Raw genomic sequence first — 14,269 nt, 5'->3', positions numbered from 1 at the left:
ACACGCTAACTCCCGATTCCTCCCACTGCTGCACCCCTCCTGACCAGTACTCGCGGACCAGTCACGGACCAAACCCCCGGTTCAGCCATCGGGTACCTCGCCTCGATTGACGCGCTGCCACTCGTTCATGGACTGCTCGATGAGACGGTTTGCCTGCTCTCGAAGGCCGTCGAGGAACTTGGCGTAGTGGCGAAAGAGAACCTCGATGCTCTGGCCGGCGCGGCGGGCGCACTCAGCCGGGTCCACTCCGGAGTAGAGCCAGAACGAGATCCCGGCGTGCCGCAGATCGTAGGGCCGCTTGGCCAGGCGTGAAGTGCGCTCAGTGCGAGTCAGGGCGTATTCCCGGGCCCGCGCCCACGTAATGCCGTAGGCGGCAGCGTCCACGTAGTTGCCAGCCTGGTTCCGGAAGAGTCGACCGTCAGGTGCCACGTCGAACTGATGCACATGCGCACGCAGCATGCGTACGAACTGCGGCGGGATGGGAACAGGCCGCGTCGCGCTTGCCGCGCGACGCTTGAGCGAGTGCACCTCGTGCACCTCACCGTCGTCGGTCCACCCCTTGCCGGACGTGACAACCCCACCCGAGAGATTCAGCATCCCCCATCCCGTCTTCGGCAAGTGGCATTGATCGATCCGAAGATGGATGACCTCAGCTGGCCGCATAGCCGCGAAGTACATGCAACCGAAGAATGCTTCCAGATGGGGACCCCGCCCCCGCTGGCGAGCAACGGCCTCGAGCAGCCGAAGCACCTGGGCCGGATTGGGAACGGCGGCCGGATCCACCTCCTCATTGACTACTGGAGCTTTCCACCGCAACCCCTTCAGGGGGTTCTCCGCAAAGTACCCCTTCTCCACCGCCATGTTGAGAACTTCGTTGAACGCAGCCCTCTTGCGTCGGGCTGTCTTTGCCGCCGCCCCCTTGCCGTCCAGCTTGCGGCACATCTCATCAAGGGCCCGCCTCAGAACGTCGGCTTCCGCGAGGGCGCTGACCGGCAGCGAGTTCCTCTTCATCCAGTCCAGCGCGTGCCGCCACTCCTCGCTGGGCTCGCACTGCCAAGCATTCTTGTTGAATGCCCATGAGTACAGTGCGCGCCGCAGTACCCGCGGATCGGAAAACGATGCACCGGGTTGCACCAAGGCAGGCGTAACCGTGGCGAATGCATCAGCCAGAGTGCGGCGGGTATTCCCCGGCGTGCGCTCCCATCTTTGCTCGATGTATTCGTGCGCCAGGTCATACCATGTGGTTCGCTGCTTGATGGCCCGCAACTCGGAGGCCGGCAGACCGGTGTGCTCATCAAACGGCTCACCCTCGCGTGCAGCTGTCATAAGCTTCGCGCGTCGGCTATCAGCAAGCGCGAACGTGATGAAGGACTCAGACGTCTCTCGCCCGTTAACCGTCCACCGAATCTGGAAAGGTCTGCGCCGGTCGGGACGCTCGCGTATCTCCCAGAAACGGACGTTATAACTCATCGCCATCCAGGCGTATCCTTTTCACACGCTTCCCACCACGCATCCAAATCAGCGCGGCGGCAGCGTAGTTCACCGTTGGGCAACTTGATCATTTTGGGTGCCTGACCGCGAGCGCGCAGGCGGTAGAAAGCGGACGGGCTCATCCGGATTTCCGATAGGACCTCGGCGAGCTTGAGCGCAGGTGGACGAGCCATTCATGCTTCCTCGTGTATTCAAGATATGTCGGCGCTCAGGGGGCAGCACGCGACTTGCGCCCATTCCGCCACAGCTGGTGGGTACGCACTGTCAGTCACGGGACTGCTGGGCGCCGGCATGAAGGACCATGGTGTCCGAGCGGCTCCACCGCCAAGCACAGCCGCTGAGAACACGTCAATGGTCGTCACGATCGCCGGTTTGGCTAACCGGCGATCCTGGTCTATGTTGCATGCGCGCAGCGTCACTCACGAACGATTGCTGACCGACGAAACGCAGTGCGCCAGCCAGCGCGATCGGAGGACGGGGACGCGCTGCCCGTCACGAACACCCCGAGTCCGTTGTCAATTGGCCGGTCCAGCCACATGCAGCCTCACGCTCGGAAGCACCGACGCATCGGGCTAGGTGTCTGGGTGGGGCTCTCCATGTGCATCGCCGACCAACCCGGTCACACAGACGCAGAAGTACAGCTCCGTCGAGGCGCCGCAGAGCCCTCTCGCTCCGATATGTTCCACGCTCTCAGGTCGCCGAGTGCCAAGCAGATGGTCGAGGGTGAATCGGATGGATCGGAGAGCGATATCCGACAGTGTTGCTCCTTGGGTCGGGACCTCCACGACGAGCCCGAGCAGCGCAACGTGCCGGCTGCCGTCAGAATCAACCTACAGGTCGGCCTCAAATCCTAAATCTCGTCACTGACTTGGTATTTTCCGGGACGTTGTACGTTGACATAGTCCCCAGACCAGTTTCCAGTCCTTCGGAGCTCTTTCTCGACTGCCGTTGGCGAATCCGCGCAGAGGGAAGGCCAACCGAAAACCGTCGGAGCTTCCCCGGCGGCTATGGGCAGGGCTTTCATCTTGTTCACCCGCCTCGGCGTCACCACTGATGCCGGTGCGCACGGTGCCAGCGACCAGCCCAGTCGAGAAGCCGACAGCCTCCGCGGTAGAGGTGGCGTGGAAACTGCTGGCTGTGCTGTTGCCCGACCTGCGGACAGTGGCAGAGCACGGACAATTCAGCTCACCGAGATATTGAAGACCTGAAGACGAGCTCGCCGTGGGGCCCAATCGCTGCATGCGCCCAGGCCCCACGACGGGAAGGGTCAGCCGAGCCGCACTGTAGCGAACCGCTCCCACTCGTACATCAAGTTGTCCCGGTGCAGCACGATAAGTTCCGCGCTCGTAATGCGCGCCCGGGCGGGACCCGGGTTCAGACTGCTGAGAGCATGCGCGATCGGTGCGGAGGGGCCGTCGCTCGCGCTGTACGCCACCGACACGTGCGGGGTGAAGCCGTCAGCCTTCTCGGGAACCTCACCGAATACGCCCCCAATGGCCGAACGGATGGCGTCCCGCACAGCACGCACGGGGCTCTCGGGATGAACGCTGAGCAGGACCGCTTCAGGATCCAGGATCGCAGGCTCGACCTGAAGGTCGAAGGCCGGGATGGCGGCCAGCTGGGGGCCTGCCGCATCGACTACCGAGCGAACGTCCTCCTCCTTCACCTCGCCGACGAAGCCAATGCCCTGCATCGTCAGGTGCAGCCACCGATCTGGGATCGGCGTGAGGATGTCACCGAGGGGGGCGAGCACTGACCTGTACTCGCCAGCGATCCTGTGGACCTCGTCCTGACCCTCGAATGTCAAATGCCAGGTATAGAAGCGGCGGCCTACGTTCCAACCTGGTCGCCACCACCAGTGGTTCCGCATGGTCTCGGATTGAGTGGTCATACCCCGAGATCAAATCAGTTTGAGGCCTCCCTTGGCGAGAGCGCGACCTGCCTGGATGCCGAGTGCACACAGAACTCCTCGATGGCGGCCCGCAACCCAACCGTGGCCCTGCCATCGGCATGCTTCCGGCTGATGCCGTCCGTCAACTCGCCGAGTCGATGGGCAACGGGGGCAAGTCGCTGGTCAGGCGGCAGAGCCAGGACGGACGTGAGCGCCTCCAGCGCTCCCTCCGCCTCGCCGGCGGCGAGATGGGCCGCTGCCTGGCTAATGTGAATCTGAGCCTCCGTGCCGTACGCGCGGACCGGCTGTACGGCCATGAGGGCCTGAGCGTTGTCGGCCGCGCGCAGAGCCTCCGCAGAGTTGCCCACGCGCAGCTGTACAGCCGCAGCATAATTCTCCTGCCGTGCTGGCTGGCAGGTGAAGATGCCGCCAACCTCGTCTTGCCCTCGGGAAGTTACGCGTGCCTCCTCAGCGCGTGCCAGCGCGGCCAATGCCTCACTCTCTGCTCCCAACACTGACCAGGCATCGGCTTCTTGACATGCCAAGAGCACTGCGACTGTTCCCGTAGTGCGGTATGTCGCTCCACGCCGGGCATAGTTGATCGCCTCTCGTAAGCGTCCGTCCCAGAAAGCGACCTTGGATCGGGTAGACAGCACCCAGGCCCGGAGATCGTTGTGTCCCGAGAGTTCGGCGCAAAGCCAGGCTGTGCGGCCCTGTGTATCAGCGTCTCGGAGCTGCCCAAGGTCTGAGGACATCCATGTGAGCAACCCACACAAGTAGCCTGCGGCCACGTAGAGGTCGGCGGACTGCCTTGGATACTGGTGACCTTCGAGGAGAGTGAATACGCGATCGCGCAGTGCTCGGGTTCGAACGAAGAGGGGTAGAGGGTCGGAGGTCAGGTAGTCGGCGGCGAGAGCCCGCGTCTCTGCCAGGAGCTGTTCCAGTGCGATGTCTCCGACGTTGGAAGCCTCAGCCCACTGGGCCCAGGTCGCTGACTCGTCTGCAGCCAGGCGGACGAGTTCCGTTCCCGTCGGCTTAGCGCCCGTATCAGCCGAGACCACTGGAGTGCGGGCAGATTCGGCCGGTGTCGGATCGGGCCGGCTGAGGAGGCGCCGTTCGGTCTCCGGCATCGCCTGCCGGTCGTCGAGATCCAGGAGATCATCAGCAGCGCATCCGAAAGCGTCGGCCATCGCCAGCAAAACGGGCAAGGTGGGGCGGCGCGAGGATGGACTCGGCCACTTCTCCCATTTGCCGACCAGGGAAGCATCGGCGGCGACTTCGTCGCCCGCCCGCCGGCTGCTGGCGTTCGTGATTCGGTCTGCAGCCTCTTGGAGGGTCCATCCATGGGCTTGCCGCCATGCTTCCCGCGGCCGCATACGAAAGCGTGCGCGCATCTCTACAGCGATGCTCGCGATTGAGCATCCCGTTGTCGTCATGTCCTGACGGAGGGCATCCCGGTCTGCCTTGGAACCGGGCTTGAGGCGGGCGTTCATGGGCGGGCTCCCTGGCTGTGTTGTGAACTCACGGTAGCGGTCCCGTCGCTGAACTGAGTGCCTCTATACGTCACTTGAGGCGATGGGACGTCCAATCTTCTGCCCAAGAGCGAGTGCTGTGCCTGGTCAAGGCGGTGTGCAGTGTCCAGAAAAGTTGGTCACGGCCGCCCGTGACACCGCATGCCGCAGTTGAAACCGTAGAGGCCCCCAGAGACCAACTGGCACCGGCTGAAACCCCGACCGCTGACACAGCCCCGGGAATGGCCAACGCTCAAACCTGCGACGGAGCGTCGACATGAGAAACGGGACAGCCACCGAGTCCAGCCGCCCACTGGGCGCCAAGATGACGATCGAGGTCTTCACCGTCTCGCGGGACGGCGTCGTGTCGGCGCCGCGCGCCACGGTCGCCGTGCCCTACGGATACGAGCCTTTTCTGCCGGGAATGGGCACTCAGTTGCCGCCGTGCGCGTGCCCGATCCATCGCCGGACGGGTGCTGCCCAGTGAAAGCCACGGAGAGCCAGATTCGCAGCCGGTCGGCATCGACACGTTGCGGCGGGGCATCGGCGGGGTCTTTTGGCTCAGTGCTGAGGCAGCTTGTGGTCGAGGATCTTGGTACCGCTGGCCATCCTGTTGCGCGGTTACGTGGAGCGGCTCATCCATGAAATCGAGGAAGCGGCCGGGAAGCTCCCCAGCGGCGCCCGGCCCCGGTGCGGACGGTGCGCTCGTGCACGCCCGTAGGCTTGCCCGCTCGCTGCTGGCCTTGTGCGGCCACTTCGAGACCCTGACCAGGGCACGGACAAGTCTCGCTTGCGATGGGGCCTTCCAGGGCGACGAGCGCTGGTTCCCGCACGACAAGGCGGGCCTTGCTGCTCAGTGATTCTCCTGCTGCCCGCACGGTCCCTGTTGAACTGACCTGAGGACACCATGACTTCCCCCCGAGCTGCCGTTCACCCGGCCACACATGGCCGCAGGCGAGGCCGCCCCCGCACTGAGCGGCATGGCGTCGACGAACTGGCCCGTGAGCTGTACGTTTCGCTGGCCTGCGTCACGCTGTCTGCCTGCACGATGGTGCTCGCCGTCTGGGCCCTCGACTTCACCGTCGTACAGGTTGCCGCCTGTCTCTGCGCCTTCGCGCTCATCACCGGACTCGCGGGCAGTATGCGCATCCGCGCGGTGGCGGCGGCGCTTCGGGCATGTCGCGAGGGTGAGCTGCGGCAGGTCGTGGAGGCTGCGCGGGCTGCGGAGACGAACGTCATCTGGACTGCGACCGAGCTGTGCCGCGGTGGTCGTCCCCCGCTCCCTGAAGATCCCGGCTCGCAGAGCGGCGACGCTCTCGGCCGGGCGCTGGAGCAGATCCTTAACTTGAAGGTGCAGGCGGCCCATTGCCTCCTGCGGGTGCACAACGAGTCGCAGGCCGCGGTCCTGGTGACGATGCACCAGACGCTGTCGCGCCGGCAGCACAGCTTGATCGGGGAGATGCTGGAGCACCTGACGCTGCTGCAGAACGCCACCGAGGACGCGGAACTCCTCGACCGGAGCTTCAAGATCGACCATCTCGCGACACGGCTGCGTCGCCTGGTCGAGAGTGTCTCCGTGGTCCTGGGGGACACCTCGCTGCGTGAGACCCGCCACCCGGTCCCGGTCGCCGCGGTGCTGCGGGGGGCGAAGTCGGAGGTGGTGAAGTACACCCGCGTCGTGACCGCGGCCGGCGATGTCGGTTCGGCGTTCGCGCTGCCCGCTCACGTGCACCCCGACGTCACCCATCTGCTGGCCGAGCTCATCGACAACGCCGTGGACCACTCCGATCCGGCGGCCAAGGTCATCGTGCGGGCTCAACAGGTGGCCCACGGACTGCTCTTCGAGGTCGAGGACCGTGCGGTGCTGCTCATGGACCCGGCCACGCGGGACAGGCTGAACGAGTTGCTGCGCGATCCGGGCCACACCGACGTCTCCGACCAGGTCCGCCACGGCAGCCTGGGCCTGATCACCGCAGCCAAGATCGCCGCAAGGTACAGGCTTCAGGTGTGGCTTTCACTGAATCCGACCGGCGGCACCACCGCCAACGTGGTCGTGCCCAGCCAGCACCTGGTGCCGACCGCCCCGGCCATCGCCACCGTCGCCCTACCCGCCACCCCGCCGACCTCGACCTCGGCGCTTTCCGCCCGGCCGCCGGTGCACGGGTCCGGCTCCCGCCAGGCCGATCCCCCGCAGCCCGGTACTGCCGTCCTGCCGCAGGACCAGACGCCGTCGGGCGACGCGAGCCCTCTGCCGCGGCGCCGGCGGGAACAACGGCCGATGCCCTCGGACCTCCGGGAGCCCGCTCTCCCGGCCCGGACCGCGGACCCTCAGGTGGGGGCCGACTGGCGGACCGGTCTCCAGGCCGGCCTGCAGCCGGGCCACTCCCCCACTACCCCTTCCTGATCTCCTCCGGAGCCCCTGCCATGACTCACCGTGACAGTGCCTCCCTGGCCTCTCCTCAAGAGGTCCAGGGGCAGATGGCACGCCTCCTCGACGAATTCGTCGACGACACCGCCGGTGTCACCCACGCCCTGCTCGCTTCCCGCGACGGAATGAAGCAGGCCGTCGTCGCCCACATGGACCCCGACTGGGCGGATCACGTTGCCGCCACGTTCTCCGGCGTGGTGAGCCTGGCCCGGGGTGTCACCGGCCCGACCGACAAGCAACTGCCCGCGGGCCAGGTCCTCATCGAACGCGACGACACTCTCTTCCTGGCCACCGAGGCCGGTGCGGGAAGCGCCTTCCACAGCGCGGGCACGACGGTGGCGACGATCTTGGTGGTCCTCGCCCGCCCGGACGCGAGCATCGGGACCGTCGCGTTCGCCGCCGGCCGCCTGATCCAGCGTTTCGCTCCCTACATGACCACTCCCGTCCGCGCGCGCGATGGTCAGGGCCCCGGTGTCGGATGAACACCGGCCCCGGCCCGCACACACCGCCACAGACCGAGGCGGAGCTGGCCAGCATCGTGCGGCTGTATGCGGTGACCGACGGGCGCACCCGCGCCCGTCACCACCTGAGCATGCACACCGTCCTCGGAGCCGGCCGGCGCTGTCCGCCGGGGCTGCCCGAGGAGAGCGTTCGGATCGTCGAGTTGTGCCGGCTGCGGGCGCGGCCGCTCGTCGAGCTGGCCGGACTGCTCCGCCTGCACGTCACCGTGGTGACGGTCCTGGTCTCCGACCTGATCGACGCCGGCGCTCTGACCCTGCCCGTGCCGGAGATGCCGGGCGAGGAGCACGAGCGGCAGAAGCTGTTCGCGCTCGCCGCCGCGCTGAAGCGCCGCTATCCGGGCGCTGCGGCGAAGGCGGGGTGAGGGTATGACGAGGCCTTCACCGCCCGCGGGCGGGCGGATGATCGTCAAGGTGGTCATCGCCGGAGGGTTCGGTGTCGGCAAGACCACCGCGATCGGCGCCGTCAGCGATATCACCCCGCTGCGCACGGAAGAACTGCTGACCACGCGCAGCGCCGCCACGGACAGCCTGCACGGCATCGAGGAGAAGTCGACCACGACGGTCGCCTTCGACTTCGGCCGTGTCGGCTGGGACGCCCCCACACCGGTCGAGCTGTACCTGTTCGGCACGCCGGGCCAGCCACGGTTCTGGGACTTCTGGCACGACCTGGCCGCCGGCGCGTCCGGCGCGGTCGTCCTCGCCGACACCCGGCGCATCGCTGCCAGCTTCCACGCGGCCGACTTCTTCGAGCAGTTGGGGATGCCGTTCGTCATCGCGGTCAACCGGTTCCCCGGCGCCGCACCGCGCTCGCCGGCCGAGATCCGTGAGTCGTTCGACGTAGACGACAGTGTGCCGCTGATGTTCTGCGACGCCCGCAGCCCGGATTCCGTGGCCGCTGTCCTCCTCGCTCTGATCCAGCACGCCGCCTTACAACTCCAGACACCACCCAGCCTCTTGGACGCATTGTGACTCTTTCCCGCCCCACGGGCTTACCCACCGTCCACCGCCAGATCCAGGTCTTCACCGGCGACCCGGCCGGCGAACTGTCCGCCATGGCGACCCGCCTGACCCGCTTCGCCGAGCTCGGCATCCCCATGCAGGGCCAGGAAGTACTCGACGACATCGCCACCGCGATGGCCGGAAAGGCCGGCTTCCTGTATGGGATGGTGAACGCCTTCAGCGACGAACAGACCTTCCTGGGCCTGCACAATCCCCCTGGCGAGTCCGGGTATCCCCTGGTCGGGCGCACCATGAGCCGAGCGCATGGCTGGTGTCCGGAAGTCGTCCAGCGTAAGCGCGGTCTGCCGCTGCCGGACGTGGCCGCCTCCCCCCGCTTCCAGAGCAACGACGTCGTCGACGCCATCGGTATCCAGTCCTACTTCGGCGCTCCTATCGTCGACGAGCCGACCGGCCTGGCTCTGCTCACCGTTTGTCTCATCGACCCCGAACCGCGCACGCTCCGCGACGCCGGCCGCCTGCAGGCCATCGTCCGCGACACCGCCCGCACTGCGGCAGACGTCCTCAACATCCGTACGCCGCACGCGCCCTGACACCTGCCCAACTCGCCGCCACCCGCAGGCCGGCTCTCCTCGCAGCCGTCCCGTGGAGCCCCCTTTTGTGTCAAGGAGAGGGACCATCCATGTCCACGCCCAGTACGCCCGTCGCCCTCGACCGGTTCCTCACCCCCGCCCACAAGACGTTGTGGGCGGCCGTCGACGACTTCGCTGCCCATGATGTCCTGCCCCGGGTCGACGCCATGGAGAAGGCGCCGCAGCGCGTGGACCGCACGATCGCCCGGCTGCTGGCCGGCCGCCGCTTCTTCGGCGTCACCCTCCCCGAATCCTTCGGCGGCATGCAGGCCGGACACGTCGCCAAGACCATCCTGATCCACCGCCTGGCCCGAGTCTCCGGCGCGGCAGCCGCCATCCTCCAGGCCGGCCTCATCCCCGTCGCCGGCCTGCTGCACTACGGCACCCAGGACCAACACACCCAGCTGCTGCCGGGCGTGGCGCAGGGAGTCACCCTTTTGTCGATCGCCGTGACCGAGCCGGACCAGGGCGGCCACATCGGCGGCATGAAAACAGCGGCCGAGTGGGACGGCAAGAACTGGGTCCTCACCGGCATCAAAGCGCACGTCGGCAACTCCCATATCGCCGACCTGCATATCGTCCTCGCCCGCACCGCGCCGACCGGCACCGCCACGTCCAAGGCACTGACCGCTTTCCTCGTCCAGGGCGAGCAGCGCGGAGTGAACGTCCTGCGGCATACCGGCAAGCTGGGGCTGCACGGCTTCAGCTTCGGGCAGATCAGCTTCGACCGGGTGCGTGTCCCCCCTCGTAACGTCCTCGGCGAGGTCGGCCAGGGATTCGACGTCGCCCAGTACAGCAGCATCGTGTGCGGTCGGCCCAACCTCACCGCCCTCTCGCTCGGCCTGCACGAAACAGCGGTGTCCCTCTCGGCCCGGTTCGCCGGCAACCGCCCTCGCTATCAGGGCACCCTCGCCGACCTCAGCGTCGTCCGGGACCGGCTCGGCCGCATGCACGCCCGCCTGGTCATGGCCCGGATCCTCGCCTACCACGCCGTCGACATGCTGGACCGAGGTCTCGCCTGCGACGACGAACTCATCACCGCCAAGGCCCTCGGCCACGAACTCGCCGCCGAGACCGGCAACGACGCCATGCACCTGCACGCCGCCACCGGCCTGGACACAAGCCACCCCATCCAGCGGATCTGGCGCGACATGCAAACCACCTACGCGCCCGCCGGCACCGGCGAAGTCCAACGCCGCCGCCTCGCAGAAAACCTCCTGGACCAGGAAACCGGCACCAGCCCCCGCATCCCGTGGTCGCTTCGGCACACAGAGCGCACCCATCCCCCCACACGCGACCCGACCGTCGCCGTCTAAGAGCCCCCGCGCACGGTCACCCCCGTGCCTCCACACCGACCGTGCGCGGGCCGTATACGTCTCACACCGAGCATCCGGCGGTGCCGCGTGTGAGACACCAGCCCGGCACGGGGGCGGAGCGACGTGCTCTACCCCCTAAGAGAACGCGCACCGCCCCCGCGCCGGGCACCCCGCCCTCAGCCCGAACCAGGCAAGGAACCGCCCCGTGAACACCACCGCACCACCCCCACCAGCCGGCAGCCCGGCTCAACCAACGACCCCGTCAAGACCCCCACGAAGGACAACGACGGTGCGGCCCGACCACCCCGCTTTCCTGTTCCCCGCCGCAGCACCTGCCACGCGGCGCACCCCGTGCGGGCACCAGCCGCCCTGCCCCACCGCCGATGCCCCCGACCGTGAGGCCGCCAAGATCGTCACTAGAGCCCACGCCCAAGGCTGGACAGCGCTGTGCAACGGAGTGCTCATCTTCGAGGACACCGGCGAACTACTGCCGGACGGACGCGCCGTCGAGCCCCGCTGGGTCTCCACCTGAAGATCCCACTCGACATTCGCCTGCTTCCCGGCAGGGCTACCGCGGCCAAACCGATCAACCATGCGCCGCTCGGCAGCCCTTGCGTCCGCTCGTCATACGCAACCTTCCAGCCGCCCCGCACCGACAGGAGACCTCTGTGCCACAGCGCCCCTCTTCCCTGTCTCTCGCCCCTACCCCTGGGGTCGACTTCACCGCTCTCCGAAACTTCGCAGCCCTGCGTGGCCAGTTACGCGTATCCCTCACACCACACTGCAATTTCCAATGCTGGTTCTGCCACAACGAAGGTGACGTCCCTCCGCCCGAGGCCAAGCGGAACGCACACCAAAGGCCCCGCGATCGGCACTTCGACGCCGACGACTACCTGCGGACCATCCGCGCGCTCATGGGCTCAGGGCTCAAGCGGGTCCACTTCACGGGCGGTGAACCTCTCACGTCACGGTGGGCCCGCCCTGTGCTGACTCAACTCCCCACACCTGAACCCGACTCGTCCTACACGCTTATCACCAATGGCTTCCTCGTCCGCCGCAACCAGGCATGGCTCGCACAGACGCCGCTGGACAAGGTGAAGGTGTCGCTGCACTACTTCTCCGACGAGACCCTGAGGGAAATCGCCCGAGTCCGGCACGGCATCGACGTCGTCCTCGACGGCATCGAAGCCGCACGCGAGGCTGTCGGGCGGGTTGAACTGAACACGCTGCTACAGCGCCAGAACGAGCACGAGATCACGGCAATCCTCGACTACGCCCTGGAGCAGCGCCTCCCTCTGCAGCTCATCGAACTCGTCGACACCGACTACAACCTCTCCAACTCCAGCTCCGCGGTGCCGGCCGACGGAGTCATCCGGTATTTGCGCAGTCTCACCAGCGATGAGCACACGGAGATCGCCGGCGTGGGCCAGGGCCGCCGGGTGTTCCGTATCGACGGCATCGAGATCGACGTCATTCACAGCAATCTAGGCCGACACCACGTCGGGCAGTGCGGTACCTGCCCCCTGCGGACCCGCTGCGTCGAGGGATTCTGGGCCCTGCGTGTGGACCACGGTGGCGGTCTCCAGCCGTGCCTGCTCCGCGACGACCTCCGTAAGGATCTGCGCGAACACCTCGACGACCCGAACTCCCTCACCGCGGCGGTCGCCCATCACATTGCCGCCTTCACGGAGGGCACCCTATGAACCTGTCCGTCGCATACGAGCCCCGGACCTACGACCACCACGGCCCCGACCAGCCATTCGTCGTCCTCGAAGGTGTCTCCGGAATCGGCAAGTCCACCCTTGCCAGGCTGCTCACCCACCAACTCCGGGCGACCAGTCTGCACACCCTGCCTCGACCCCACAGCGACTGGTCAAAGCAGATCAACTCCCAACTCAATGCGCTTCCCCAGCTCTGCTTCTACCTCTCCGGACTGCTGCACGCCTCCGATCGGGTGCGCACAGCCCAGAAGGTCAGCCCAGTCATAGCCGACCGCTACCAGTCGTCCGTCCTCGCCTGCCACGCAGCAGTGCACAACATCCCCGTGGAGCAGGTCCGTCAGCTCGCCAGCCCTTTTCTCCCCTATCTGGTCCAGCCCACGTTCACCTTCTACCTGCTCTGCTCAGAAGAGACCCTGCGGGCCCGCATGCGCAGCAAGCCCGACCTGAAACAAGACGACACCGACCTGTTCGCCGTGCCGGGCCGCCTCGAGCAACTGCTGGTCAATTTCGAAGCCACAGCCGCTGCGGACCAAAGCGCCATCTCGGTTGATACCGAGGGCAAGACCCCCGACCAGCTCGTCCACGAAATCGTGCACACCCTGGAGCGCATCCGTGCTTAAACCCATCAACGCTGCGGCCGTCTTACGCAACGGCCGCGCCACCGGCCTGCACCCGGACCAGATCCATGCCGGCGTCGCCTGGTGGCTCGGGGCCTGTTTTGTGGTCACGCTTCGCGTCGCCAATGTCGCCGTAGCGCATGACGGACACGTGATCAGCTCCGAATACGCGGCGCGGTTCGCACGCGGTGCTGCCAACGCACAGCACTACCGATGCCACGTCACCGTCTTCACCGCTCCCATGACGCAGGACGAACTGGTCAAGCACGCACGAGGCGCTGGGAACACCCCGAGTGGACACATCACCACCAGTCCGTCCGGAGAAGTCACCATCGCTCTCTTCGACGCGCAAGGCACACCCCTGACCGATGAGGCCGGCATGGCCAAAATCCGGGACTTGATCGAGCGGGACCGCGTACCGATCCCCGTCAACAACAGCTCCCGAGGACTCATCGAACACCGAGGGGAGGCCGGCGCCAGGTGAGCATCGACGCCGGCAGCGTCATCAGATCCGGCACACCGATCCTTTTCGTGACCCTTGATTCCTTGCGTTACGACGTGGCCACAGCCGCACTCGACGCCGGGCAGACACCCAACCTGGCACGGCTCCTTCCCAACGGGACGTGGGAGCGCCGATGGACGCCCGGCACCTTCACACTGCCCGCACACATGGCGTTCTTCTCCGGTTTCCTGCCCAAACTGCCCACGCCGCAGCAGCCACCCCGACTGTGGGAGTGCCGCCCGCCCGCCTTCAAAGAAGTGGACCGTCACACCTTCGTCTTCGACGCGCCGAACCTGCTGCAAGGACTCAAAGCCCACGGCTACCGGACAGCGTGCGTGGGCGGCGTCACCTACTTCTCCCGACAGACACCACTGGGCAGCGTGCTGCCAGACCTCTTCGACGAAGACCACTGGAGCCCCACGTACTGCTCCCCCGAGCCGGACTCCACACGACACCAGGTCAACCAGGCCCTCACCATCGCCGATCAGCACGCTGGCAAGCCGCTGTATCTGTTCGTCAACGTGAGCGCCACCCACGTCCCACACGCCCATTATCTCGGACAGAGCACCGACACAGCCGCCTCCCAACAAGCCGCCCTCGCCTACGCGGACGCACACCTCGGTCACCTGATCGACCAGCTCACCGCAGAACGACCCTGGCTCGTCATCATGTGCGCCGACCA

Annotated in this window: 16 protein-coding genes; 12 read left to right on the top strand and 4 right to left on the bottom strand. The window is 66.7% G+C overall.

Going from position 1 to position 14,269, the window contains the following annotated elements:
* Positions 1 to 81 precede the first annotated feature (81 nt).
* The 4 genes from ACIQAC_RS36580 to ACIQAC_RS36565 form a co-directional block, all read right to left on the bottom strand.
* On the bottom strand, positions 82 to 1,476 hold the full coding sequence (locus ACIQAC_RS36580; RefSeq protein WP_402199107.1) for a tyrosine-type recombinase/integrase: 1,395 nt from the start codon (positions 1,474 to 1,476) through the stop codon (positions 82 to 84).
* Positions 1,467 to 1,664 (bottom strand): helix-turn-helix transcriptional regulator, encoded by a 198-nt coding sequence (locus ACIQAC_RS36575; protein WP_402199105.1) that lies wholly within the window; start codon positions 1,662 to 1,664, stop codon positions 1,467 to 1,469. Before ACIQAC_RS36575 ends, ACIQAC_RS36580 begins: the two co-directional genes overlap by 10 nt.
* A gap of 1,094 nt (positions 1,665 to 2,758) precedes the next feature.
* The gene (locus ACIQAC_RS36570; RefSeq protein ID WP_402199103.1) at positions 2,759 to 3,382 is read right to left on the bottom strand and encodes a 2'-5' RNA ligase family protein; all 624 of its coding nucleotides are present in this window, start codon (positions 3,380 to 3,382) and stop codon (positions 2,759 to 2,761) included.
* Between the two features lie 14 nt (positions 3,383 to 3,396).
* Positions 3,397 to 4,875, bottom strand: coding sequence for an XRE family transcriptional regulator (locus tag ACIQAC_RS36565; protein WP_402199100.1), 1,479 nt, complete (start codon positions 4,873 to 4,875; stop codon positions 3,397 to 3,399).
* A 295-nt stretch (positions 4,876 to 5,170) separates the two neighbouring features.
* Between ACIQAC_RS36565 and ACIQAC_RS36560 the strand changes: the two genes are divergently transcribed.
* The 12 genes from ACIQAC_RS36560 to ACIQAC_RS36505 all read left to right on the top strand — a co-directional run.
* Positions 5,171 to 5,380, top strand: a complete 210-nt coding sequence (locus ACIQAC_RS36560) for a hypothetical protein (RefSeq protein WP_402199097.1) — start codon at positions 5,171 to 5,173, stop codon at positions 5,378 to 5,380.
* A gap of 420 nt (positions 5,381 to 5,800) precedes the next feature.
* A complete protein-coding gene (locus ACIQAC_RS36555; RefSeq protein WP_402199096.1) occupies positions 5,801 to 7,297 on the top strand; it encodes an ATP-binding protein in 1,497 nt (498 codons plus the stop codon).
* A gap of 20 nt (positions 7,298 to 7,317) precedes the next feature.
* Positions 7,318 to 7,803, top strand: a complete 486-nt coding sequence (locus ACIQAC_RS36550) for a roadblock/LC7 domain-containing protein (protein WP_402199095.1) — start codon at positions 7,318 to 7,320, stop codon at positions 7,801 to 7,803.
* Entirely contained in the window at positions 7,800 to 8,204 is a 405-nt protein-coding gene (locus ACIQAC_RS36545; protein WP_402199093.1) for a DUF742 domain-containing protein, read from the top strand. The genes ACIQAC_RS36550 and ACIQAC_RS36545 overlap by 4 nt, the downstream gene beginning before the upstream one ends.
* A gap of 4 nt (positions 8,205 to 8,208) precedes the next feature.
* The gene (locus tag ACIQAC_RS36540) at positions 8,209 to 8,811 is read left to right on the top strand and encodes a GTP-binding protein (protein ID WP_402199091.1); all 603 of its coding nucleotides are present in this window, start codon (positions 8,209 to 8,211) and stop codon (positions 8,809 to 8,811) included.
* Positions 8,808 to 9,392, top strand: coding sequence for a GAF domain-containing protein (locus tag ACIQAC_RS36535; RefSeq protein WP_402199089.1), 585 nt, complete (start codon positions 8,808 to 8,810; stop codon positions 9,390 to 9,392). The genes ACIQAC_RS36540 and ACIQAC_RS36535 overlap by 4 nt, the downstream gene beginning before the upstream one ends.
* A gap of 89 nt (positions 9,393 to 9,481) precedes the next feature.
* Positions 9,482 to 10,747: an acyl-CoA dehydrogenase family protein gene (locus ACIQAC_RS36530; RefSeq protein ID WP_402199086.1), complete on the top strand. Its 1,266-nt coding sequence runs from the start codon at positions 9,482 to 9,484 to the stop codon at positions 10,745 to 10,747.
* Between the two features lie 313 nt (positions 10,748 to 11,060).
* Positions 11,061 to 11,279 (top strand): DUF5999 family protein, encoded by a 219-nt coding sequence (locus tag ACIQAC_RS36525; protein WP_402199366.1) that lies wholly within the window; start codon positions 11,061 to 11,063, stop codon positions 11,277 to 11,279.
* 136 nt (positions 11,280 to 11,415) lie between these two features.
* A complete protein-coding gene (locus ACIQAC_RS36520; protein WP_402199084.1) occupies positions 11,416 to 12,450 on the top strand; it encodes a radical SAM protein in 1,035 nt (344 codons plus the stop codon).
* On the top strand, positions 12,447 to 13,088 hold the full coding sequence (locus ACIQAC_RS36515; protein WP_402199082.1) for a dTMP kinase: 642 nt from the start codon (positions 12,447 to 12,449) through the stop codon (positions 13,086 to 13,088). The genes ACIQAC_RS36520 and ACIQAC_RS36515 overlap by 4 nt, the downstream gene beginning before the upstream one ends.
* Positions 13,081 to 13,569, top strand: a complete 489-nt coding sequence (locus tag ACIQAC_RS36510) for a hypothetical protein (RefSeq protein ID WP_402199081.1) — start codon at positions 13,081 to 13,083, stop codon at positions 13,567 to 13,569. The genes ACIQAC_RS36515 and ACIQAC_RS36510 overlap by 8 nt, the downstream gene beginning before the upstream one ends.
* Positions 13,566 to 14,269, top strand: a 704-nt coding sequence (locus ACIQAC_RS36505) for an STM4013/SEN3800 family hydrolase (RefSeq protein ID WP_402199080.1), incomplete at its 3' end; no start/stop codon positions are given. The genes ACIQAC_RS36510 and ACIQAC_RS36505, both read left to right, overlap by 4 nt.

The sequence above is a fragment of the Streptomyces sp. NPDC088387 genome, from assembly GCF_044753385.1.
Lineage (GTDB): Bacteria > Actinomycetota > Actinomycetes > Streptomycetales > Streptomycetaceae > Streptomyces.
Note: the sequence above shows the minus strand (reverse complement) of the source record. Positions and strands in the feature narration are given on the sequence as shown.

What these genes read in the sequence shown, in the direction of transcription:
- ACIQAC_RS36580 (WP_402199107.1), bottom strand. Translation starts at nt 1,476, where the DNA reads ATGGCGATGAGTTATAACGTCCGTTTCTGGGAGATACGCGAGCGTCCC.
- ACIQAC_RS36575 (WP_402199105.1), bottom strand. Translation starts at nt 1,664, where the DNA reads ATGGCTCGTCCACCTGCGCTCAAGCTCGCCGAGGTCCTATCGGAAATC.
- ACIQAC_RS36570 (WP_402199103.1), bottom strand. Translation starts at nt 3,382, where the DNA reads ATGACCACTCAATCCGAGACCATGCGGAACCACTGGTGGTGGCGACCA.
- ACIQAC_RS36565 (WP_402199100.1), bottom strand. Translation starts at nt 4,875, where the DNA reads ATGAACGCCCGCCTCAAGCCCGGTTCCAAGGCAGACCGGGATGCCCTC.
- ACIQAC_RS36560 (WP_402199097.1), top strand. Translation starts at nt 5,171, where the DNA reads ATGAGAAACGGGACAGCCACCGAGTCCAGCCGCCCACTGGGCGCCAAG.
- ACIQAC_RS36555 (WP_402199096.1), top strand. Translation starts at nt 5,801, where the DNA reads ATGACTTCCCCCCGAGCTGCCGTTCACCCGGCCACACATGGCCGCAGG.
- ACIQAC_RS36550 (WP_402199095.1), top strand. Translation starts at nt 7,318, where the DNA reads ATGACTCACCGTGACAGTGCCTCCCTGGCCTCTCCTCAAGAGGTCCAG.
- ACIQAC_RS36545 (WP_402199093.1), top strand. Translation starts at nt 7,800, where the DNA reads ATGAACACCGGCCCCGGCCCGCACACACCGCCACAGACCGAGGCGGAG.
- ACIQAC_RS36540 (WP_402199091.1), top strand. Translation starts at nt 8,209, where the DNA reads ATGACGAGGCCTTCACCGCCCGCGGGCGGGCGGATGATCGTCAAGGTG.
- ACIQAC_RS36530 (WP_402199086.1), top strand. Translation starts at nt 9,482, where the DNA reads ATGTCCACGCCCAGTACGCCCGTCGCCCTCGACCGGTTCCTCACCCCC.
- ACIQAC_RS36515 (WP_402199082.1), top strand. Translation starts at nt 12,447, where the DNA reads ATGAACCTGTCCGTCGCATACGAGCCCCGGACCTACGACCACCACGGC.